The sequence below is a fragment of the Prochlorococcus sp. MIT2304 genome (assembly GCF_059772405.1).
Genome location: NZ_CM186286.1, coordinates 35,058 through 58,695, shown reverse-complemented (window position 1 = coordinate 58,695; position 23,638 = coordinate 35,058). Strand labels below are relative to the sequence as shown.

21 protein-coding genes are annotated in these 23,638 nt (G+C 36.7%); 9 read left to right on the top strand and 12 right to left on the bottom strand.

Annotation, left to right across the window (positions count from 1 at the left end):
• The 3 genes from AC6EIY_RS00270 to AC6EIY_RS00260 are packed head-to-tail and all read right to left on the bottom strand — an operon-like array spanning nt 1 to nt 2,666.
• Nucleotides 1–1,086, bottom strand: a complete 1,086-nt coding sequence (locus AC6EIY_RS00270; RefSeq protein ID WP_498506966.1) for an N-acetylmuramoyl-L-alanine amidase — start codon at nt 1,084–1,086, stop codon at nt 1–3.
• Nucleotides 1,086–1,910, bottom strand: a complete 825-nt coding sequence (locus AC6EIY_RS00265; protein WP_498506965.1) for a carbon-nitrogen hydrolase family protein — start codon at nt 1,908–1,910, stop codon at nt 1,086–1,088. The genes AC6EIY_RS00270 and AC6EIY_RS00265 overlap by 1 nt, the downstream gene beginning before the upstream one ends.
• Before the next feature lie 27 nt (nt 1,911–1,937).
• Nucleotides 1,938–2,666: a 2-phosphosulfolactate phosphatase family protein gene (locus AC6EIY_RS00260; protein ID WP_498506964.1), complete on the bottom strand. Its 729-nt coding sequence runs from the start codon at nt 2,664–2,666 to the stop codon at nt 1,938–1,940.
• Between the two features lie 64 nt (nt 2,667–2,730).
• Here AC6EIY_RS00260 and AC6EIY_RS00255 point away from each other — a divergent pair, with 64 nt between their 5' ends.
• The 4 genes from AC6EIY_RS00255 to glmU are packed head-to-tail and all read left to right on the top strand — an operon-like array spanning nt 2,731 to nt 7,972.
• Nucleotides 2,731–4,296, top strand: a complete 1,566-nt coding sequence (locus AC6EIY_RS00255) for a UbiD family decarboxylase (protein WP_498508233.1) — start codon at nt 2,731–2,733, stop codon at nt 4,294–4,296.
• Between the two features lie 54 nt (nt 4,297–4,350).
• The gene (gene aroA, locus AC6EIY_RS00250; protein WP_498506963.1) at nt 4,351–5,685 is read left to right on the top strand and encodes a 3-phosphoshikimate 1-carboxyvinyltransferase; all 1,335 of its coding nucleotides are present in this window, start codon (nt 4,351–4,353) and stop codon (nt 5,683–5,685) included.
• A 12-nt stretch (nt 5,686–5,697) separates the two neighbouring features.
• On the top strand, nt 5,698–6,594 hold the full coding sequence (locus tag AC6EIY_RS00245; RefSeq protein ID WP_498506961.1) for an MnmC family methyltransferase: 897 nt from the start codon (nt 5,698–5,700) through the stop codon (nt 6,592–6,594).
• A gap of 37 nt (nt 6,595–6,631) precedes the next feature.
• A complete protein-coding gene (gene glmU, locus AC6EIY_RS00240) occupies nt 6,632–7,972 on the top strand; it encodes a bifunctional UDP-N-acetylglucosamine diphosphorylase/glucosamine-1-phosphate N-acetyltransferase GlmU (protein WP_498506960.1) in 1,341 nt (446 codons plus the stop codon).
• A 14-nt stretch (nt 7,973–7,986) separates the two neighbouring features.
• On the opposite strand, the gene AC6EIY_RS00235 is transcribed toward glmU, so the two are convergent.
• Genes AC6EIY_RS00235 through menD form a run of 4 tightly spaced genes read right to left on the bottom strand, consistent with a single transcriptional unit; the run spans nt 7,987 to nt 13,649 of the window.
• A complete protein-coding gene (locus AC6EIY_RS00235) occupies nt 7,987–9,384 on the bottom strand; it encodes a UDP-N-acetylmuramoyl-tripeptide--D-alanyl-D-alanine ligase (protein ID WP_498506959.1) in 1,398 nt (465 codons plus the stop codon).
• A 41-nt stretch (nt 9,385–9,425) separates the two neighbouring features.
• Nucleotides 9,426–10,892, bottom strand: a complete 1,467-nt coding sequence (glgA, locus tag AC6EIY_RS00230; RefSeq protein WP_498506958.1) for a glycogen synthase GlgA — start codon at nt 10,890–10,892, stop codon at nt 9,426–9,428.
• A gap of 49 nt (nt 10,893–10,941) precedes the next feature.
• Nucleotides 10,942–11,841, bottom strand: a complete 900-nt coding sequence (gene menB / locus AC6EIY_RS00225) for a 1,4-dihydroxy-2-naphthoyl-CoA synthase (protein WP_498506957.1) — start codon at nt 11,839–11,841, stop codon at nt 10,942–10,944.
• A 17-nt stretch (nt 11,842–11,858) separates the two neighbouring features.
• On the bottom strand, nt 11,859–13,649 hold the full coding sequence (gene menD, locus AC6EIY_RS00220; protein ID WP_498506956.1) for a 2-succinyl-5-enolpyruvyl-6-hydroxy-3-cyclohexene-1-carboxylic-acid synthase: 1,791 nt from the start codon (nt 13,647–13,649) through the stop codon (nt 11,859–11,861).
• Between the two features lie 63 nt (nt 13,650–13,712).
• On the opposite strand from menD, the gene lepB reads away from it, so the two are divergent.
• Both lepB and AC6EIY_RS00210 read left to right on the top strand, forming a co-directional pair.
• Nucleotides 13,713–14,279, top strand: coding sequence for a signal peptidase I (lepB, locus tag AC6EIY_RS00215; RefSeq protein ID WP_498506955.1), 567 nt, complete (start codon nt 13,713–13,715; stop codon nt 14,277–14,279).
• Nucleotides 14,280–14,340: 61 nt separating this feature from the next.
• Nucleotides 14,341–14,685 (top strand): DUF760 domain-containing protein, encoded by a 345-nt coding sequence (locus AC6EIY_RS00210; RefSeq protein ID WP_498508231.1) that lies wholly within the window; start codon nt 14,341–14,343, stop codon nt 14,683–14,685.
• Here the strand turns inward: AC6EIY_RS00210 and AC6EIY_RS00205 are convergent.
• The 5 genes from AC6EIY_RS00205 to AC6EIY_RS00185 form a co-directional block, all read right to left on the bottom strand.
• Nucleotides 14,682–15,860: a DUF4336 domain-containing protein gene (locus AC6EIY_RS00205; protein ID WP_498506954.1), complete on the bottom strand. Its 1,179-nt coding sequence runs from the start codon at nt 15,858–15,860 to the stop codon at nt 14,682–14,684. The genes AC6EIY_RS00210 and AC6EIY_RS00205 overlap by 4 nt on opposite strands.
• Nucleotides 15,861–15,872: 12 nt before the next feature.
• Nucleotides 15,873–16,745, bottom strand: coding sequence for a metal ABC transporter permease (locus AC6EIY_RS00200; RefSeq protein WP_498506952.1), 873 nt, complete (start codon nt 16,743–16,745; stop codon nt 15,873–15,875).
• Nucleotides 16,738–17,535, bottom strand: coding sequence for a metal ABC transporter ATP-binding protein (locus AC6EIY_RS00195; RefSeq protein ID WP_498506950.1), 798 nt, complete (start codon nt 17,533–17,535; stop codon nt 16,738–16,740). Before AC6EIY_RS00195 ends, AC6EIY_RS00200 begins: the two co-directional genes overlap by 8 nt.
• Entirely contained in the window at nt 17,535–18,497 is a 963-nt protein-coding gene (locus AC6EIY_RS00190) for a metal ABC transporter substrate-binding protein (protein WP_498506949.1), read from the bottom strand. The genes AC6EIY_RS00195 and AC6EIY_RS00190 overlap by 1 nt, the downstream gene beginning before the upstream one ends.
• 79 nt (nt 18,498–18,576) lie before the next feature.
• Complete coding sequence (locus AC6EIY_RS00185) at nt 18,577–19,932, bottom strand: YcjF family protein (RefSeq protein ID WP_498506948.1); 1,356 nt, start codon at nt 19,930–19,932, stop codon at nt 18,577–18,579.
• A gap of 230 nt (nt 19,933–20,162) precedes the next feature.
• Between AC6EIY_RS00185 and AC6EIY_RS00180 the strand changes: the two genes are divergently transcribed.
• The 3 genes from AC6EIY_RS00180 to thrS are packed head-to-tail and all read left to right on the top strand — an operon-like array spanning nt 20,163 to nt 23,630.
• Entirely contained in the window at nt 20,163–20,684 is a 522-nt protein-coding gene (locus tag AC6EIY_RS00180) for a DUF8668 family protein (RefSeq protein WP_498506947.1), read from the top strand.
• On the top strand, nt 20,685–21,698 hold the full coding sequence (gene trpS / locus AC6EIY_RS00175; RefSeq protein ID WP_498506946.1) for a tryptophan--tRNA ligase: 1,014 nt from the start codon (nt 20,685–20,687) through the stop codon (nt 21,696–21,698).
• 6 nt (nt 21,699–21,704) lie between these two features.
• Nucleotides 21,705–23,630: a threonine--tRNA ligase gene (gene thrS, locus AC6EIY_RS00170; protein ID WP_498506945.1), complete on the top strand. Its 1,926-nt coding sequence runs from the start codon at nt 21,705–21,707 to the stop codon at nt 23,628–23,630.
• Nucleotides 23,631–23,638: the final 8 nt, after the last annotated feature.

The window sequence follows — 23,638 nt, the reverse complement described above, 5'->3', positions numbered from 1 at the left end:
TTAATTCGTAACTTTGAGATAATTAAGTATTCCCTTCGCAATAGCAAAAGACATTTTATCTCTGTAACTTTTTTGACGTAACAAATCTGCATCATACATACCAGTAACAAATCCAATCTCTACTAAAGCTGCGGGCATAGAAGTTTTTCTAATAACATAAAAACGAGATCTGCGAACTCCCCTATCAGGGCTTTGAGGAGAAAAAATTAAAATCTGTTTTTGAATATTTTTTGCCAGAGAATAGCCTCTAAAACCAGAGTAATAATAAGTCTCTAAACCATTTACATCTCTCCGCCTCCCTCTTGTTGCGTTTGCATGAATACTTACAAAAGCATCTGCTTTTGAATTATTGGCTTTAGTAACTCTTGGTTGCAAGTCTAATGTTCTCTCATAGTTCCTAGTGAGTAATGTTTTAACCCCTTTCTTTGATAAGAATCCTGAAACACTTTTCGAGACCTCTAAAACAATATCAGTCTCTCGTAACCCATTTATTCCAACAGCTCCAGGGTCTGTTCCACCATGACCTGGATCGAGAACAACTTTATACTTTCCATACGGAACATTAGGCAAGGAGGAAATATCAAAATCTTCATTCTTTATTACTTCATAAGTTCTCTTTATGGAATTTCTTAAGATATTACCTTCTTCTATAGAACGAAAAGAATTACTTTCTAAACCAACTAATTTCAACTCCCAATTGTTTGGAGAAGTACCAATTAATCGTAATTTTGAGTGTTCTAATTCAACTGATGGTTTGAATTCTATAACAAGCCTTGTTTTACCCTTTGAAGGCTTACCTAGTCTAATTTCCTTAACTGATCCATTGCCTTTAATAGTTCTTGGTCTGCTTAATTCTCCGGGAAAGTCTATCCATACTCTTTCACCCATATCTGTAGTTGATGATTGATAAAAAGCATCTAAGTTAGCCCCAGAAGAAGTTCTTAATTTCAGGCTTCCATTACCGGTCAAAGCCCAAGCTGCAAGTGCACTGGCAGATCTTATTGGTAAAGGAATAAAAAGGTTGGAACAAAAAACAAATCCTGTAAAAAAAGCTAATTTTGACTTTAAAGATTGATCTTTAAACATCAAATAAAAAGCTCTGTTTTTCGATGTTTTAGGCTAGGCATTTGTCCTCGGATCCTCTCAACTCTTTTTTGGTCAGCAGGTGCTATTGCTGCTCCCTGAACCACCCCTGCATCTGCAAGGACTGTCCCCCATGGATCAATGACCATTGCATGCCCATGACTTTGTCTTCTGCCATAATGGCGACCAGTTTGGGCTGGTGCAACAACATAAGCAGTATTTTCTATAGCTCTTGCTTGGAGTAATACTTGCCAGTGATCTTTACCAGTAAAAGCAGTGAAAGCAGCGGGAATCATTAGTAAATCTGCACCCTTATTGACCAAATCTCGATAAAGCTCAGGGAATCTTACGTCATAACAAATAGACAATCCGATTTTGCAAAGGCCTGGAACATCTACAACAGGTGGAGATTGACCTCCAGATACAATTGTTTCAGATTCTCTGTACGTATTACCCTCAGGAAGATCAACGTCAAACAAATGGATCTTGTCATATCTAGCCAAGGATTGACCATCTTTTCCAAATAATTCTGCTCTGTTTAAAATTCTTTCTCCATCACCAGCAGGGACAGGAAAACCACCTCCAAGCAAAACAACCTGATATCTTCTAGCCATTGTGACTAAAAAGCTATTACATTTTTCATAAATTGATGATGCAATTTTAAGTTTTTTTTGATCCTCACCCAAAAAAGCAAAGTTTTCAGGAAGCCCAACAAGATCGGCCCCTCGCCTTGATGCTAACTCAATTTGTTCTTCTGCCGCATTGAGGTTTGCATCTATATCTGAGGTACTGGTTAGCTGTAGGGCCGCAGCCAAAAAATCTGACACTGAGTTAAAAAAAAAATAATTTAAAAGTTAGTTTGAGCGAAGTACGCCCATCTCAGTCTGCTTTGGAATAACAGAAAGATTGTCCAAAGAGGCACAACAAGCGAAATCATCATCATGATTACCTATTCCTGCAAGTCTTTGTCCATGACTTGCAATACGTAAACATCCTTCAACATCATTCTCCCAAGTTTTCCACAATGCGATAGAGGCCATTAGTTCATCATTCAATACTCTTACGGACTCTAATTGATCGATTAATAGAGAGGCTAAAGCTCCTGCGGCCAAAGAATCTTCAAGAGAGTAAGAGCCTTCCCATCCACTACCCACAATCCAAACTTCATTGGGATTATCACTTTTCAATCTTTCGGCAATAGCTTTTCTGTTCGGAAGTGCCATTGTGTATAAACTTTTGGATTCCCTAACACGATGAAGTGATCTTGTTCCATTAGTAGTGCTCATAAAAACTCTTTTTCCTCTTACATTTTCAGTTGAAACTCCTAATGGAGAATTTCCCAAGTCAAACCCATCTAATTTTTTTCCTCCTCTCTCGCCTACAAGAATTTTATCCTTTTCTGAGAAAGACTTTGCCTCATTTTTAAGTTCATCAACATCTGCAAATACTTGTACTGAATCAGCACCATTTTCTAGAGCCCAGGCAATTGTTGTTGTTGCTCTAAGCACATCAATTACTACAGAAGATTCAGGGATAATTCCACTTGGCACATCTGCTGCTACAGAAAAATAAGAAAGTTTCATTTCCACAAACGCTGAGAACTTGCGTCACAGTAACTAGATAATTAGATTAATCGTGCAGACCTTCATGAAATTATTTCGTCAAGAACCTCTTACACGTGACATCAGAGATTTTCTCTCTCTTTTGGAAAGCAAAGGTCAATTAAAGAGAATAAGCAGTGAAGTTGATAGTGATTTAGAAATAGCGGCAATAAGTGATCGAGTCTTGGGGATGGGAGGACCTGCTCTTCTGTTTGAAAACGTAAAAGGTTCATCAATGCCTGTTGCTGTCAATCTACTTGGGACGATGGAGCGTGTTGTATGGAGTATGGGATTAGAAAAGCAAGAAGAATTGGAGGATTTAGGAAAAAAATTAGGACTTCTTCAACAGCCAAGGCCTCCAAAAGGATTTAAAGAAACCAAAGCTTTTGCCTCAGTTGCTTGGGATCTACTTAAAGCACGTCCTGATATTGATCTCTTACCGCCATGTCATCAAAAAGTCATAGGTGAAAAAGATTTGGATCTAAATCATTTACCGCTTTTACGACCATGGCCTGAGGATGCAGGAGGAGCTATTACATTGGGTCTGGTCATAACAAAAGATCCTGAGACAGGCGTCCCTAACGTTGGCGTTTACCGGCTCCAAAGACAATCTAGCAAGAGCATGACAGTTCATTGGTTAAGTGTAAGAGGAGGAGCCAGGCATCTTCGCAAAGCTGCTGCCATGAACAAGAAACTAGAAGTTGCAGTTGCAATTGGAGTACATCCACTTCTTGTTATGGCTGCAGCCACTCCAATTCCAGTGCAGCTTAGTGAATGGCTTTTTGCGGGTTTATATGCAGGGGAGGGTGTTCGTTTAACGAAATGCAAAACCATCGATCTTCAGGTACCAAGTCATAGTGAGATAGTTTTGGAAGGATCAATATCTCCAGGAGAAGAAATGATAGATGGTCCTTTTGGGGACCATATGGGATTTTACGGAGGAGCTGAGTCTTCACCCTTAATAAGATTCCACTGCATGACCCAAAGAAAAAAACCAATATTTTTAACAACATTCAGTGGTAGGCCTCCAAAAGAAGAGGCGATGCTGGCAATAGCATTAAATCGAATTTATACACCAATACTTAAGCAACAAATCCCCGAAATTGTTGATTTCTTCCTTCCAATGGAAGCCTTGAGTTATAAATTAGCCGTTATCTCAATTGATAAGGCGTATCCAGGACAAGCCAAAAGAGCTGCAATGGCCTTTTGGAGTGCATTACCCCAATTCACTTATACAAAATTTGTCGTTGTTGTCGACTCAACTATTAATGTAAGAGATCCTAGACAAGTTGTTTGGGTCTTATCTAGTCAGGTTGATCCTCAAAGAGATTTATTCATTCTCGAAAATACTCCTTTTGATTCCCTTGACTTCGCAAGTGAGAACATTGGCCTAGGAGGAAGATTAGCTATTGATGCAACGACAAAAATTGGTCCAGAAAAAAACCATGAGTGGGGAAAACCATTAACAAGACCGAAAGAACTTGAAGACAAAGTTGATGAAAGATGGGCGGAGCTAGGATTATCCGAGATAGAAAACACTCAACCCAGTCCTGAATTATTTGGTTATGTCATCGATGAACTAATGCGTCAAAAACAAATAAACAATTCATAAATAAGAAATTAAGCATCTCGATAAATAAAATAAAGAAAATTGATTGTTTTTTAATTGAAAGTTCCCACGAAAGATCAGTCTTTAAGAAATCTTCAAAAAGGAGGGGAACTCTTTGGGAAAGTAAAAGTACCTGGAGATAAATCCATATCACATCGCGCTCTTTTATTTGGTGCGATTGCTAAAGGGAAAACAATAATTGAGGGCCTATTACCTGCAGAAGATCCCATAAGCACCGCTGAATGCTTGAGGTCAATGGGTGTAAACATAACTCAAATTAAAAAAGGTGAAATTGTTGAAGTCAATGGCGTTGGATTAAATGGTTTTAAAGAACCTCAAGATATTTTGAATTGTGGAAATTCAGGAACAACCATGAGATTAATAATGGGATTATTAGCTGGCCAAGAAGATCATCATTTCATTCTTACAGGAGATAAATCGCTTCGGAACAGGCCAATGAAAAGGGTAGGACAACCGTTAAAAATGATGGGGGCCAATATTTCTGGAAGACGTGGGGGAGATCTCGCGCCTCTATCAATTATTGGAAGGAAATTAAGAGGTGCCGTAATTGGCACTCCAGTAGCAAGTGCTCAGATAAAATCCGCAATCCTACTTGCTGCTCTTAATGCAGAAGGTTCAACTACTGTTATTGAACCTGCCAGATCAAGAGATCATAGCGAAAGAATGTTAAAAGCCTTTGGAGCCAACCTAGAAGTAGGTGGTGAAATGGGTAGACATATAACTGTTTCTCCGGGGAAAGATCTAAAAGGTCAATCAATTATAGTCCCAGGTGACATTAGCTCTGCCGCGTTTTGGCTGGTTGCAGCTAGTATCATACCCGGATCAGAATTAATCATTGAAAATGTTGGTCTAAATCCTACAAGAACTGGAATACTTGACGTATTAGAAACAATGGGAGCAAATATCAATGTAATAAACAAAAGAGATGTGGCCGGTGAACCCGTGGGAGACATTGAAGTTTACCACAAAGAAAACTTGAAACCATTTAAAATTGATGGAGAGATAATGCCTCGACTAGTAGACGAGATACCTATATTATCTGTAGCAGCATGTTTTTGTAACGGTACTAGTCAAATCAAAGGAGCAAGTGAATTGAGAGTCAAAGAGACTGATCGTTTAGCAGTAATGGCCAGGCAATTACAAAGAATGGGAGCAAAAGTAGATGAATATCAAGATGGGCTAACTATTTATGGAGGGAATAATTTAAAAGGATGCGAGCTTGATAGCGAAGATGATCACCGTATTGCCATGAGTTTAGCTATTGCATCGATAATGGCTAGTTCTAATTCGACCTTAAGACGTAGTGAAGCTGCCGCAATCTCATACCCTGATTTTTGGAATGACCTTTTGAGACTTCAACAAAAAAAATAGCATTTCTTAGAATTGAATGATTTCAAAATACATACGACAAAAGATGGTAGTTTAAGTCTTTATAGCTTGAACTATGAAGAAGGGTTTCATGATAAAGACGGAGCGCTAAGAGAGTCAATCGCCAAATATTTATTACCCGCTCAATTAGAAAAATTTTCCACCACAAAAAAGATAGTTGTTTTAGATGTTTGCTTGGGATTGGGGTATAACACTGGATGTATTCTCGAAAGATTATTTCAAAGTAACATACAGACTGAATGGCATGGGCTCGAGATTGACCAAAGGCCTCTAAGTCTTGCTCTTAATGAAAAAAAATTTCAGAGAATTTGGTCTCCAAAAGTTTTGCATTTTTTTAATTGCTTAAAAACATCAGGTAAATGGACTGATGGTTTTAGCGAAGGAAGTATTCATTGGGGAGATGCAAGACAAAAGATTTATGAAATACGAGATTCTTTACGGTTTGATTTAATTCTTCTTGATCCTTTTTCTCCACAAAAGTGTCCCGAGCTATGGAGTGAGGAATTCATCTCTTTATTAACCAAAAGGTTATCTGTAAAAGGACGCTTGATCACATATTCAACTGCTGCCTCCATCAGAGCCAGCTTAATAAGAGCTGGTTTGAAAATCTATTCAATAGCTCCCTCTATCGATGACCAACACAAATGGAGTTCAGGGACAGTTGCTATGAAAAAGAAAATAGAACAACATAATATCTCAAGAAATTGTCAGTTTAAAGACTTAAGCACCATGGAAATAGAACACCTTGCCACTCGTTCGTCAATTCCTTACAGAGATCCAACAGGGAAAGGAAGCTGTAAAGAAATTATTTCAACTAGAGAAAAAGAACAATCTAAAAGTCAATTAATAAGCACTTCCTCATGGAGAAAACGATGGAATACTGCGCAATAGTTATAAAGCGATTAGATTTCTTCAAAAAAGGACTCCAATGCTTGCCATCGCAATTTTAGCGGCTGGGAAAGGTACGCGAATGAAAAGTAATCTGCCTAAAGTTCTTCACCCTTTAGCTGGAAAATCACTTATTGATAGGGTTTTGTCTTGCACTCAAGGGCTCAAGCCAAACCACAAATTAATAGTTGTAGGACATCAAGCCAACTTAGTAGAGGACTCTTTAAAAGATCATAAGGAGTTAGATTTTGTTCTTCAGCAACCTCAAAATGGTACTGGACACGCGATCCAACAATTAAGGCCAAGATTAGAAGGATTTAATGGAGAACTTTTAGTATTAAATGGCGATGTTCCACTGCTAAAAGAAAAAACTCTAAGTTCGCTTTTAAAATTTCATAAAGAATCTAATGCGAGTGTAACTTTTTTATCTGCAAAATTAGACTCTCCAAAGGGATATGGGCGAGTATTCACAGATGAGTCTGGACTAGTGAAACGAATCATCGAAGAGAAAGATTGCACTAATGAACAGCGAAAAAATAAATTAATAAATGCAGGTATTTATTGTTTTAATTGGCGGGAATTATTAGATGTTTTAAATTTATTATCTAACAAAAACAATCAAAATGAAATATACCTGACAGACACAATAAGTTTACTCAAAAAAGCATTGCATTTTAAAGTAGACAATCCATTTGAAATCAAGGGGATTAATGATAGAATTCAACTTTCTGAATGCGAACACTTCATCCAAAAAAAACTTAAATGCTCATGGATGAGAAAAGGAGTTACATTCGTTGATCCTATTAGCTGTTCGCTGAGTGAGGATACTATTTTTGGAACAGACGTAATTATTGAGCCACAAACACATCTTCGTGGTAAATGTAACATTGGCAATGGGTGTCATTTAGGACCAGGTAGTGTCATAACAAATTCAATACTTGCGGAAAATGTTTTAGCCATTCAGTCATTCATCAATGAAGCCAAGATTGGGAACAATACATCCATAGGTCCTTTCGCTCACATAAGGCCAGAATCAAAAATAAGTGATAATTCTAAAATAGGGAACTTTGTAGAAATAAAAAAAAGTTCTATTGGTGAAGGAACAAAAATCAATCATTTAAGCTATTTAGGTGATTCAGCTCTTGGAAAGAATATAAATATTGGAGCAGGGACTATTACAGCTAATTTTGATGGCAAGAATAAACATAAAACAATTATTGATGATTATTCAAAAACCGGTGCTAATTCAGTTCTAGTTGCACCAATCAAGATAGGATCACACGTAACAATAGGTGCGGGATCAACTATAAGCAAAGATGTTCCTGATAAAAGTTTAGTCGTTGAGAGGTCAAAAGCAATTATTAGAAGTAAGACTAATTAACTACAACAACGACCTTATTGCTGTAAATAAGGTAATACTTTTTCCAATTCTAACTTACGACTACCTTTAATTAAAATATTATCTCCCGGTAAAAGCCAAGATAATAGTGAGTTAGCAGCATCTCTTGGCGTTCTAACAACACTATGATTTGGTAATTCTTTGATTGTATTTTCTATGATAGTAGTTTCCTCATCACAAGAGACAAAAACAATTCCCATAAGGCCTAATTCAATAGCTCTTTTAAGAACTTTCTGATGAAGTAAAGCACTCTCAGAGCCCAGTTCAAGCATCGTACCTAAAACTGCAAAATGTCTACCAGGCTTGCTTACTAATAACTCTAAAGAAGCCATAACAGATTCAGGAGATGCATTATAAGTCTCATCTAAAACTAAATATTGACCACAATCAACCAAGCTATTTCTTCCCATGGGCATATTTAATTTTAATTGATCAAGATTCTTTATTGATAGTCCTAATTCTCTTGCAACGGTCAATGCCATAAAAAAATTCATAGCATTATGTCTTCCTTCAAGGGGCAATTTAAATTTACTTCCCTCAAAAAGCATGAAATTATTTTGCATATCAACTTGAGCAATATAATCTGGCTCAATATCTTGAAAAGGGAAATACTCATCATTACAATCTAACCAATTCAGAGAAAAGCCCTCTATTGCAAGTCGAACAATACGTCCTGACCATTTTTCTAATAAAGCTTTTTCTAAAAGTTTGTCACCGAAAGGAATAATCACAACGCCATCTGGACTTAGGCTTGAAGTGATTTCCGACTTCGCTTTTGCAATATTTTCTCTACTTCCAAGAATACCAATATGAGCTTGTCCTATATTTGTAATTACAGCAATATCAGGTTCAGAAACTCGAGATAGACGTTGAATTTGACCGAAACCACGCATACCCATTTCAAGAACAAATGCAGCATCTGTTGCAGAACCTCTAAGCAGTGTTTTTGGAACACCTACATCATTATTTTCATTCCCTCTGCTTGAAACAATTTCACCAAGAGGAGACAGTATTGCCCTAATCAATTCTCTTGTAGTTGTTTTACCAACAGAACCAGTAACAGCAACTACAGGAAGATTTAAATTCCTCCGATGCAGCGATGCTATCTGTTGATAGGCGTAAAGAGTATCTGGGACTACCCAGTGAAGCAGGTCATTTGGGACAAAACCATGAAATTGTTCTGAAACTATAGCTGCCTGTATACCAATAGCAAAAGCCATATCTAAGTAATCATGGCCATCAAATGAGGTCCCTACTAAAGGGACAAAGAAATCACCTTTTTCAATTGTCCTCGAATCAGTAGATATACGACCAACTGGCAAATCAAGGTCTGTTTCCTTTTGATTGGCTGGCATCCCCCATAGTTGTGTTAAGTCCTTAAAAGTAATATCCATGCAAATATGAACAGAAGAAAAATAATTTAAATCCTCAAAAATTACTTTGATGTTATTTTTTTTCCTTTTCTTGAAGGATCTGCTTCTTGGCCATAAGAAAACTTTTCAACCTCTGCTGCATCTGGAGAAGGCTCCTTAATTCCACAAACATCTTTATACATCGATTCATATTCCTTCGCGGATCTATCCCAGCTATATTTATTTGACATTGCTCTTACTTGTAACTCCTTCCAACTTTTTTGATGCCTATATGCTTCCCAGGAACGAACTAATGCTGTATAGAAGTCAATTGGTTCATACCTATCAAAACAAAATCCGGAACCTGTTTCATTCATCGGATTATAAGGCTCTACTGTATCAACCAAACCACCTACTTTTCTAACGATCGGAATAGCACCATAACGCATAGCTAACAATTGACTAATACCACATGGTTCAAAACGACTAGGCATTAGGAATGCATCAGCACCTCCATAGATTAGACGTGACAATGCATCATCATAAGTAAGAAAAACAGAAAAACGACCGGGATACTCAATTGCAAGTTGCCACAAAGCTGATTCTAAATATCGATCGCCTGTGCCAAGAACAACGACCTGAGAGTCAGTATAAGAGAGAAGCCTATTAGCCACCTGTAGTAAAAGGTCAATACCTTTTTGATCAACAAGTCTGCCAACCATTCCCATAAGATATTTATCTGGGTTCACTTCAAGTCCCATTCTTTCTTGAAGGACTTTTTTATTAATTGCTCTACCAGAGATATTATCTACACTAAATCTTGCTGGCAATGAATTATCCGTTTCTGGATTCCACTCATCTAAATCAACTCCATTTAATATTCCACGTAATTTTCCAGAAATATAATTTAAAAGTCCCTCTAATTTTTCTCCATATTCAGATGTTCTTATTTCCCTTGAATAAGTAGGAGAAACCGCATTCACCCTATCGGCATACAACATAGCTGATGCCATGGTGTGGTCACCATGCATATACCAAGGGCACCAAGTTATCTGATCAAGTTTCCATCTCCATGGTCCTTGATACTTGAGATTATGAATAGTAAATACCGTGCTGATTTCAGGATCTTGATGCATCCAAACTGGGATCATTCCAGTATGCCAATCATGACAATGGAGGACTTGTGGTTTCCATGAATTCCAAGAAAATTCAGATACTGCACTGGCAAAAAAAGTAAATCTCCAATCTTCATCTTCTCCTCCGTAAATTCGCTCAGAGTCAAAACATGGGTGTCCAACCAAATAAATTGGCAACCCATTAGAGGGATGCCTTGTTTCAAAAACAGCGAAGTCAACACCCATTGTATTGGCCCGAAAAATTGGTTCAGGAGCAATATCCATCAAAGCCCATAGTTTTCCATACCCTGGAATTATTAATCGAACATCATGTCCAAGTTTTTTAAGCGCAGGAGGTAATGAACCAACAACATCACCCATACCTCCAACCTTTATCATTGGAGCGCATTCAGCAGCAGCAAAAAGTATTCGCATTTAATTCATGAAAAAAGAAAGATTTATCCTTTGGATAAACCAAATAAACTCATGGAAGCCATTTTGATTCGGAGAAATCAGGATCCCTCTTCTCCATAAAAGCATTTCTACCCTCCTTTGACTCATCAGTAGTATAAAAAAGATGTGTTGCCTGGCCAGCAAGCTCTTGGATACCTGCTAATCCATCAGTATCCGCATTAAAAGAAAATTTCAAACACTTTATAGCGGTTGGACTGTTTTGAAGTATTTCCCTGGCCCATTTAACCCCTTCTGACTCGAGCAAATTAATTGGTGAAATGGCATTTATTAACCCCATATCTAATGCTTCCTTCGCTCCATATTTCCTACACAGAAACCAAATTTCTCTGGCCTTCTTTTGACCTACAACCCTTGCTAAGTAACTTGAACCAAACCCTGCGTCAAAGCTTCCAACTTTAGGTCCTGTTTGGCCGAATATTGAATTATCTGCCGCCAAACTCAAGTCACAAATCAAATGTAAAACATGTCCTCCCCCGATTGCGAAACCAGGAACAAGCGCAATGACTACTTTAGGAAGGCTCCTAATTATCCGTTGCAAATCAAGAACATTTAAACGAGGGATTCCATCATCACCGAGGTATCCTCCACTTCCGCGTATGGCCTGATCTCCGCCAGAACAAAAAGCGAACTTTCCATCTTTGGAAGGCCCTGCCCCTGTAAATAAAACTACTCCTATTTTTGGATCTTCTCTTATTCTGATAAATGCATCGCAAAGTTCGGAAATCGTTTGAGGTCGAAAAGCATTTCTTTTGTCAGGACGATTTATTGCAACGCGAGCAATTCCTTCAGGACTAATGTCTAGCAGGATATCTTTGTATTCACCAACAGCTTTCCATGAAGTAATAATTTCACCAGGGAGAACTCTTCTAGAGATAGAGATATTTTTAGGAGTAGCAGGTTCTAAAGTCATTGTTTAAATAAAAATAATTAAAAATTGATAATTTCAGATAATGTTTCTTTTAGATCATCTCTTAAACTTACTCTCAATTTATGGTCTTCAGCAGAGTTAGTACAAACTCTTATTAATACATTTGTTGACAAAGAAAAACTCCATTCAATTGCTTGTTCTAAATCATCCAAGCAAGCAACTTGTTTATATTTCAATCCGTAGGCTTTAGCAAGTGTAAGATGACAAACTTGCTGAGGCATAAGAAAAATTTCTTCAAAATCTCCTTCTAGAATTTTTTCTATATTTAATTGATTAAATATTCCTCCACCACCATTATCAATCATGATTACGATTAAACTAATATTTTTATCCTTTGAGAACAACCAACCATTTGTATCATGAAGAAGTGCTAAATCACCTGTAATCAATACCATTCTTCCCATTATTATCGATAATCCCATGCCCATTGAGAGTGTCCCATCAATTCCTGATGCCCCTCTAAATCCAAAGCACCTTCTTAGGAAAGCCCCCTCTCCCGAATAACTTAACCAATCTCTTATAGGACTACTTGAAGCAAGCATCACGGGGATAGAAGTTGGCAACAAGCGAGGAAGTAATCTAGCCAAAGCTGGTTCAGTAATTAACCCATTCCTAAATAACCTTTTATCAAGCCAATCATGGATAAATAAATCATATTTTATAAGCTCTTTAGTAAACTTTTGACTTACATTTTTTTTATCTATTGGTGACTTTGTCTGAATACTCTTAAGTAATTTATCAACCCAATAAAAAAATCCTTCACTAAATTGAGTTGAGCCACCTATTGGATCAAGGTTTCGACAATCTCCCTCAGTTATGAGTAGTTGAACTTTTCCAGGTTTTTCAAGCCAAGTTTGTAATTGTCTACTTGGTGGTATTGGACCCAGACGTAAAACTTGAATATCTTTAATTTTTTCAAATAAACCTGTTGATAAAAAAAGATCCCAGTGATTTATTAAGCCCTCTTGATCATTTTCAACACCAGAAAGCGGGTCAGCAAGAATTGGCCATCCAGTTAATTTTTGCCATTTCTTTAGTGCGCACCTAAAGGAAACAAGTTGTTCTGCTTTTCCTCTCCATGGCCCAATAATAATTATTCCCAAAGAAAACGGGTCTAAAGTTGGTAGTGCTAAAGAGGGAAATTTTTTAACATTTTCAATCTTCTTTGAAGTAACCTTATCCTTTAAAAATCCTTCAACAACCCATCCATCAAGAACTTTTTTCTGCTCAATTTCGGAAGGATGCAAAGGTTCTTCATAAGCAAGGTTAATATGAACTGGGCCAGGCTTATAAGTAAATATTTTGAATGATTCTTCTACTAGAGAATTAAGTCTCTGCCTAGAAATCAAATGAATTCCTTCTTTTGGAGATTCATCAAAATGTCTGCAAACAGGCCTCAAAAAATCCTGTTGATTAACTGCTTGATTGGCTCCACATTCTTTTAATCGCAAAGGTCTATCTGCAGTTAAGAATAAGAGAGGATGGCATGACCTATCTGCTTCAACAGCCGCCGGCAAAAGATTTGCGACAGCACTTCCAGAAGTTGTAATGACGCAACTTACTTGCCCACTAGCAGCACTTATTCCTAATGCAAGGAATGCAGCCGACCTTTCGTCAATTGATGTTATGAGAGTTAATTCTTTTTTTTTAGAAAGACTTGCTGCTGCTAAAGCAAGAGGGCCTGATCTACTTCCAGGGCAAAGGACAAAATATTTTACTCCCTTAGCTACTAGAGTTTTAAGGAGCTCTAAGCTAATAAAAAAATTGAAACGAGCTAGTGAAATTGCCAAAAGAACAACTACTTCGATTTTTGTAAAGAACTTTCAAACAAGCAACTTTAACAAAGAAAATTCATGACATCTACAGGATCTAAAAAGAATCAAAACCAAAATAGCTGGAAAGGATTGTTGGTTTGGATATTAATTGCGCTTTTATTAAGGTGGCAAGCAGTTGAGCCTAGATGGATTCCCTCTGGATCAATGATTCCAACTTTGCAAATTCAAGACAGAATATTGATAGAAAAAATATCCCCGAGACTGAATAAAAAACTAAAAAAACATTTAAATCTAAATACGATTGTTATTTTTAAACCTCCAAAAATTCTTACAGAGGCGGGATACAGTGATGGTTCAGCGCTTATAAAAAGAGTCGTTGGGTTACCTGGTGACAAAATAGAAGTTCTAAATGGAAAGCTCTATAGAAATGAGAAGGAAATCAATGAGCCTTGGATTCAAGAACCTATCCAATATGAAATGAAGGCGGTTTACGTACCTGATTATTCACTTTGGGTGTTAGGGGACAACCGAAATAACAGTTTAGACTCACACATCTGGGGAGCTCTCCCAGAAAATAATCTCATAGGCACTGCACTTGCAAGGTACTGGCCATTAAAAAAAATAGGACCTATTCGGTTCCCATAACCTAAATTAAATTTTATTAGAGTACCTTTTGCGATAAGGTATGAGTACATGGAAAAACTGGATGTTTAATCCTGAATTTTTAGCCACAGACAATAATGAAGGTCATGAGGCAAATTCTTTAATCCAGTACTTGCAAGATCAACCTGCTGACGTATTGCAAAGAGTCGCAAAATCTGCCAGTCCAGAAATTCAAGAAATAATTCGACACAATGTTCAGGGTTTACTCGGAATGCTTCCTGGAGAGCAATTTGAGGTAAAAGTAACTTCTAGCAAGGATAATTTGGCTAGTCTATTAGCCTCTGCGATGATGACTGGCTATTTTTTAAGACAAATGGAACAAAGAAAACAGTTAGAGGAAACACTCTTGTCTGATGAAGAGATGTCTGTCGACCCAGATACAATTTAATCACTAAATTTTTTCAGAGGGTCCTTTGGTACTACGCCGATTTTCAATAGAAATTGATCTAGCCAACTTAAAAAGCCAAAATCTCCCTCGTTACTAGACCATTTATTTTTATTAATTTTATTTTTTAACTCTTTTATTTCATTTCTTGAAAATCTAACTTTTTCGCTGTAATGAGCTGAAATTAGCCATGAAATACCTTTTAAAGATTCAACTTTATTCAACCAAATCAAAAAAGCTTTTTTTGCTCTAGGGAAAACCAGTCTTTCTATTACGGGAGCAATTTGTATTAGAGGAGTGTTTTTTCCAACAAGTTTTTTTGCAGACAACTCCCAGCCTTTCTGCCAAGAAAAAGGATATATTCCAAAATGTGCTCTTTTGTTTCTTAAATTTCGCTTGAAAGAATTGCCAAAAATTTCTTTTATCTTAGGTATCTCCAATTTTTCAGGTCTTAGATAAGAGGCAAAAAGAACCAAACGAAGCCATCCTTTTTTTCTTGCAATCGGCGTATCAATAAGCTCTTCAGACCCCTTCTCTCTTGAATGAAACAATAAAGGTGTGGGATCTAAATCAAAAAGCTTTGGAGGAGTCTCCTCAATACCCACAAGTGCATCAGTCACCAATAAAGATTTTGATGGCCTATGAAAGCAACAAATCTCTTGAAAACGTGCAAGACCAATATCAATAGGTCCTAACGAAATCCATTCACATTCATCAGCATAAGGGAATCCATCTGCTAATAAAATATTCGTTCTATCAGATGGAATTCCTAGCCAATCAAAAGGAAGTTGAAAAGGAAAGCTGAATTGTCCAGGACATACCCATAATTTCGCATTAGGAAAAGCTCTAGCTAAAGCTGGAAGACCAATTTTATGCTCCAACCCAGAAGCCGTAGGTAAGACAATAGTTTTTACAGGTCCTATTTTTTTTTCAAGCAAATCAATATCTCGTAGCAATTCATTAGTAGGAGGAAGAGGATTAATTATCATCAATTCATTCTTTACTCTTACAACTAGTAACCTCACTGGGACAGCAACATAATAAATACCCTGTAGTTGTTCAAAACTCCAAATCTGATTAGGAACTATTTCACGGAATAATGTTCTTTTTCTACCGTAAGGATATAGAGGTAAAAGTGGCCACCAACTCCATTTTTGGTCGGATGCAATATTACTCATATAGCTCTTGATTTAATCATTATTTATAAGAGTTGGATTTTTAAATATTCCATATCTAGGAGCAAATAAGAACGCAATTAAAAAGATTAATGTTTGAACTAAAACAATAGAGCCGCCAGTTTCAATATCTGACCAATAACTTATATAGACTCCTAAAACGCTTGAAAAAGAACTGCTAATAACTGCTAGCAATGTCATCCTATCAAACCGATCAGTTAGCAAGTATGCAGTCGCACCAGGAGTAATTAGCATTGCTACGACAAGAATTATACCAACAGTTTGCAGACCTACTACTGCAGACAATGACAATAAAGTTAACAACAAATAATGAAGGATTCCTGTATTTATCCCGATAGAACGTGCGTGCTTGGCATCGAAACAATATAGCATTAAATCTTTTCTAAATAGAAGCAAAATAAATATAACTATAAAAGAAATTATCAAAGTCTGATTAACATCTGATTGAGAAATACCTAAAGGGCTTCCAAAAAGAATTTGCATAAGGTCAATATTACTTTTTATTTTTGAAACCAATACAATGCCTAATGCAAAAAATCCTGTAAAGACAAGACCGATTACAGTGTCTTCTTTAATTCTAGATTTCTGTTTTATAAAACCAATTAGCGCAACTGAACCAACTCCGAAGACGAAAGCACCCAAAGAGAATGGAAGTCCTAATGCATAAGCAACAACTACTCCTGGCATGACAGCATGAGAAACTGCATCTCCCATTAAAGCCCAACCTTTAAGTGTCATATAACAAGAGAGAAGGCCGCAAACTCCTCCAACCAATGCACTAACCATTAAAGCTCTCCTCATAAATTCATGAGTCAAAGGATCCAAAAGCCAACTAATTGGTGTAATGGAAATTAAAGTTTCACTCATTTACAAAATCTTTACTCGACTCTGGTCCTGACAATGGGTTGGGAGGCATTCCTCCAAATGTTTTATTTATATTTTCAGAGGTAAAGACCTCTGAGGTCTCTCCATATGCAAGAACCGTCTTATTGATTAGAACTACAAAATCACAAAAATCTCGCACGTGATTTAAGTCATGAGTTGATATTAAAATAGTGTGACCTTCTTGTCGAAACTGCAAAAAAAGCTCCGCCATTAGCTTCTCAGTTGGGACATCAACCCCAGAAAAAGGTTCATCTAAAAGAAGAACCGAAGCTCTTTGAGCTATGGCTCTCGCAAGAAAAGCTCTTTTGCGCTGACCGCCTGATAAAGATCCAATTGGTCTGTTTCGTAGCTCTAAAAGATCAACTCTCTCCAGAGCATGAAAAACAGCTCTTCGATCTGACTCTCTTGGTATTCGAAAGATATTCATAGCTCCATATCGACCCATCATGACGACATCCCAAACACTTATGGGGAATGCATAATCAATCCCTTCGTTTTGAGGTACATAAGCAACTGATTGATCCTTCTGCGCTTGATTAACTCTAAGTCCATTTATTCTTATTTTCCCCCTCGATGGTCTAAGGAACCCCATAAGAGCCTTAAAAAAAGTTGATTTTCCTGCTCCATTCATTCCAACAAGACCACATATTGATCCAGCTTTTAAATTTAGACTTGCGTCATATAGTGCAACTGTCCCGTTGTAATCAACACACACTTGGTCAGCCTCGATTCGCATAAAGTCTTTTTTATGCTTTTTGAAAATAGGATTCATTATTTTTTATTTTTTAAAGTTAAGCCATCAGTTATCAATCGTACATTGTGCCTCAATAACTCTATGTATGTAGGAGCTGGTCCATCTGGTCCTGAAAGTGAATCTACATAGAAAGTACCTCCAAAAGCAGCACCACTAGATTTTGCAACCTCTAATTGTGCTTCCGAACTTACAGTACTCTCACAAAAAATTGTGGGTACATCATTCTTTTTGATCATCTCTATGAGATTAACCATTCTCTTTGGAGTTACTTGGCTCTCAGCATTAACTGGCCACAAATATCCCTCCTTCATCCCGTAATCACTGGCAAGATAAGAAAAGGCTCCTTCACAACTCACTAAAAATCTTCTCTCTTTTGGGATCAAGGATAAAGAGTCACGAAGCTCTTTATCAAGTGATTCAAGCTTAGCTTTATAGGTTGAAGCGTTTGACCTAAATTCAACTTCTCCATCTGGATCAATTTCTATAAAAGCATCAACTATTTTATCTACGTAATAGAGCGCTTTTTCAGGAGACATCCACGCATGAGGATTTGGCCTTCCTGCATAAACATCACCCTCAATCAATAAGGGAGTCAAGCCATCAGTCAGTTTTACTTTTGGAATACTTTCTGCACTCATTGTAAATTTTGATATCCAAGCTTCAAGTCCTAGACCATTTTCAATAATCAACTTAGCTCCTCTAGTTTTAACAATATCGCTGGGTGTAAATTGATAACTATGAATCTCTGCGCCTGGTTTCGTAATTGATTTAACTTCTAATCTTTCTCCAGCAACATTTTCAGCGAGGTCTGCCAAGATAGTAAAAGTTGTCAAAACAAGAGGCTTATTATTTTGAGGATTTTTTATATTTTTAGTTGTACAAGATGTTAGAAAAAATAAATTAAAAAGAAAAAAAATAGATAAGTATATAAGCTTTCTTTTCTTTAAAGAAAATCTTTTAACGCTATTAATTCCAATCATTATTTATGGCTTAAATATTTACAATATATATAACAGTGGAACATATTCAAAGTTAATTGCTTAGATCAAAAATAGGGAATCAAACACTTTTAAACTTGTATTCATTAGATTGAGATTTTATCCATTCTTTTGATTGCTTTAAAAAGCCAACCCAATCTACTCTCTCTAGTTCAGCAGCTTTTGCAACTAGTTGAGGTGCCTGCTGTTTAACAAGTTGAAGATCTGGTTGAGAGACTCCATTATTGAGAGCCATCCAATCAGCCATCGATCTCCCAACCACTCTTGTTAAATAAGCAGCACTCAAGGCCTGAATTGTTCCAGCAGCAACCCAAGAGGAGCCATCAAGCTTTGCCAAGCTCAACAAAGACTGTCCACTCCATTCGACCACTCCTTGAGCAATTGCAGCCATTGCTAGTTGTCGTGATACTGCCTCAAGCAATTCTGGCTTCATTTTGGAAGACCATATTTTCGACATTTCTTTGATCATCAAGCCATTAACCACTGCAACTGCCAGCAAATCAGTTGAGGCGACAGGGGAGGCGAAAACGATACCAGCGACTATCCACTGAGATCTTGTTTGAATAACCTTGAATTTTTCTCTTCTTAATTTTTCTAAATCTTTTTGCCAAGAAGTATGCAATCGAGACAAAAGTCTTTGCTTAGTAATGTCTGTATTCTTCTTTGGATTTTCAAGAAGTTTCTTAATTGGAGAAAGAACCGTTGCCATTTCTGTTTGAGATCCATCCCATTTCAATACTCTGTTAGTCCATCTATCTGGTAATTGAGCCTCTAATGCATTTCGCTCATCAGACCAATCAGTTGATTCTTTATTGGCAACCATTAGCCAGGCTGGTTGATCTGTAGGGATATTTTTAATCCATAAAAGATCAGCTGCGCTCATTGGAAGTGCCAAAGAATAGACAATAAAATCTTGCTCTTGGATTAAATCTGACAAAATCCAATTTCGATCTCTAACAGGAAGAGCTGGTGGAAAAGAAACTTTTATTTGATTATTTATTCCTAAAACCTTTTCCAATTGCTCTTTATCAGGTAATTTCACGCCTTTTGTTTTCAAGAAACCAATGCTTTGATCTTCGCTTCTATCAATAATTTTTTGCAAGGAATTAATTCTTTCTTTTTTTCTTTCACTTTGCTCTCCATCCTCAAGTAAGTACTCAAAATTCTCTAAAACGTCATGACATCTTCTTACCCATCCTTGAACAGTAGAGGGAGCATCAAATGAAACCTTTCCTGGTTTTAAAAAATAAAAAATACAACCAAGTCCTAATAGCAATCCAAGTCCACCCCCAGGGATATGAGCCACATCACTTAAAACCCATTGACCTGTAATAGTTAGCCCAATAAAAAGACTAATTTTCGGAATCGAAAAAGAAGGTAAGGAGAGAGGAGATTTTGTTAATGAATGATTTTCCACGATTTCAATGAATACAGTTTCTTCTTAGCTAACTTTCATTTTAAAGCAAATTTTCCCTTAATAACAGCAAAGAAAGAAGGTTTTACGTTTTTAAGAAGAAAAATTTATGCCTAAAGAAATCAAATCATTCCGCTGGAATAAATATCATTAGATGTGAAAGTGCTAATCAAGATATTCAAATATGTCGCAAAAGTACCGGCTATGCGTCACACTTGCCCCTATCGGCAAATATGTTCATGGGTGACTCTTACACCAATAATCAGTCTGGTGGTGGCGACTTCCAAAACCAAAGACAAAATGGTCGTAATAATTTCAGAGGTGGCCGAGGTCCCAATAATAGAGAGGGGGGCTTTCGTATTCGCTTAAGTGATAATGAAATGCGAGCAGCTAGATCATTACAAGAAGCCTTTAATCTTCGTTCTACTGTTGCTGTTTTAGGTTTTGCAGTAAGAACTCTTGCCCAAATGCTTGAAGATGGAAATCTTGAAAATTTAGTCAAAGAATATAGGTCTCAACCCCCCTCCAATAACCAAAGGAGAGGCAGAGGAAACTATAACGGTGAAAATAACAACTCATCCAACTCAAAGCCCAACCCTTTTGCAAGACCAGAAAAGCCAGTTAAAGAACAAGGGGTCGCTGATACTGATCAAGCAAACAATGTTGCTCAAGATCCTGAACCAAAAAATAACGGTCAAGAAACAGAAGCAAGTTCAAATGAAGATGATTCCACAAATACAAGCGAGCAAGGATAAGTGAATCAGAAGCGAGTATTATCTGGTGTTCAACCCACTGGAGACGTTCATATTGGTAATTGGCTTGGAGCAATAAGAAATTGGGTTGAACTACAAGAAAATTACGAAACATTTGTCTGCGTTGTTGATCTTCATGCGATAACCACTCCGCATGACCCAAAATCTCTTTATCAAAATTCTTTATCTACAGCGGCTTTATACATCGCTTGTGGGATGAACCCTGATAAATGCTCAATATTCATTCAAAGTCAGATAAGTGCTCATAGCGAGCTTTGCTGGATATTAAATTGCTTAACTCCTTTAAACTGGATGGAGAGAATGATTCAGTTCAAGGAAAAGTCAATTAAACAAGGTGACAATGTATCTATTGGATTATTAGACTATCCAGTCCTCATGGCAGCGGATATTCTTCTATATGACGCTGATTTGGTTCCTGTTGGAGAAGATCAAAAACAACATCTAGAGCTTGCAAGAGATATCGCTTCTCAAAGAGTTAATTCAAAATTCGGAACAAAAGAGAATCCAATACTTAAAGTTCCAAATCCCTTAATTTTGAAAGAGTGTTCCAAAGTCATGAGCCTGACAGATGGAACAAAGAAAATGAGTAAAAGCGACCCAAACGTGAATAGTAGGATTACTTTGTTAGACAGTCCCGACATAATTACTAAAAAAATAAAACGTGCAAAAACCGACTCAAAACTAGGATTAGAATTCGGAAATCATTCAAGACCTGAAGCTGATAATCTTTTAACAATTTATTCAATAATTTCTGGCCTAGGGAGAGAGAAAGCAGCTGAGTATTGTTTCGAAATGGGCTGGGGTAAATTCAAACCAGAATTTACAGAGGCAATGATTAACGTTCTTAAACCTATACAAGAAAAGTATAAAGAACTAATGAATGATCCAGAAGAGTTAAAAAGAATACTAAATAAAGGCAAACTTACTGCCGAGGAGGTTTCTAAGTTAACCTTAAAGAGAGTTAAAGATGCTCTTGGATTTTATTCAGATTTGTAGAAAATTATGCCAATAATTACATTACCTGATGGAACTGAAAAAAAATATGATTCCGCCGTCACAATTGAACAAATAGCATCAGAAATTGGTCCTGGTTTAGCTAAAGCAGCGCTAGCGGGAAGAGTGAACGGTGAATTAATCGATACTTGTATTCCTATAACTCAGAATTCTAATATACAAATTATTACATCTAAAGATGATGAAGGACTAGAAATCATTAGACATTCATTTGCTCATCTTCTTGGACATGCTGTAAAGCAATTATACCCCGAAGCAAAAATGGCAATAGGCCCAGTGATTGAAGATGGTTTTTACTATGATATTTCGTATAAAGATACCTTCACTCCTGATGATCTTCTCAAAATTGAGAAAAGAATGAAAGAGTTAGTTAATAGAGATTACAATGTAGATGTTGAAATAGTTAGTCCAGATAAAGCCAAGGAAGTTTTTGCTGATAGAGGTGAAATTTTCAAACTAGACATAGTTAAAAATATCCCTGAAAATGAAATCATAAAGTTATACAAGCATCAAGAATATATTGATATGTGCAGAGGTCCTCATGTGCCAAATACAAGGCATCTAAGAGTATTTAAGCTAATGAAAGTATCCGGAGCTTATTGGCGCGGAGACTCTAAAAATGAAATGCTACAAAGAATATATGGAACAGCATGGAAAAACTCTAAAGAATTAAAAGAATATATCTCTAGAATTGAAGAAGCTGAGAGAAGAGATCATAGAAAGTTAGGGAAAAAGTATTCACTTTTTCACTCACAAGAAGAAGCACCAGGTATGGTTTTTTGGCACCCTAAAGGGTGGACTATTTATAGAATTTTAGAGGATTTTATTCGAGAAACAATTACAAAATATGATTATCAAGAAGTTAAATCTCCGCAAGTAGTTGATAGGAGTCTTTGGGAGAAATCAGGACATTGGGAGAAATTTAAAGAAGATATGTTTACTACAACTTCAGAGAACAGGGAGTATGCAATAAAACCTATGAATTGTCCATGCCACATACAAATATTCAATCAAGGTTTAAAAAGCTATCGAGATCTTCCTATTAGACTTTCTGAATTTGGCTCTTGTCATCGCAATGAGCCTTCTGGTGCACTGCATGGCTTAATGAGGGTTAGGAATTTTGTTCAAGATGATGCACACATATTTTGTACCGATGAACAAATCCAAGAAGAAGTTCAAAATTTTATTGATTTGGTATTTGAGGTTTATAAAACCTTTGGCTTTGATTCAATTCTTATTAAGCTCTCAACTAGACCAGAGAAAAGAGTTGGGAGTGATGAAGTATGGGATAAATCAGAAAAAGCTCTTTCGGATGCGCTTGATTCAAAAGGATTAGATTGGTCACTACTCCCAGGAGAAGGAGCCTTCTATGGTCCAAAAATAGAATTTTCCTTGAAAGATTGTCTCAACAGAGTATGGCAATGTGGAACGATTCAAGTGGATTTCTCCATGCCTCAAAGGCTCAATGCAAGTTACATAGATATCACTGGAAGAAAACAAACACCTGTAATGCTTCACAGAGCTATTTTAGGTTCTTTTGAAAGATTTATTGGGATTTTAATTGAGAATTATTCAGGAAATTTTCCTACATGGTTATCACCTATTCAAATAATGATTATGGGCATAACTGATAGAAATAATGAAGCATGCTTTAGTGCTAAAGATAAATTAGTTGACTTTGGGTTCAGAGCTGAAATTGATATTAGAAATGAAAAAGTCGGTTTTAAAATACGTGAGCATACAATGCAAAGAATACCTTTCTTGATAATTATTGGAGATAAGGAAGAAGAGAATAATGAAATCTCAGTAAGGACAAGAGAAGGTAAAGATCTTGGAAGCATGACTATAGACAAGTTTAAATTAATAATTGACGAATCAATTAGCAAAAAAGGTATACAAGTTAATCAATCCTAAATCAATAA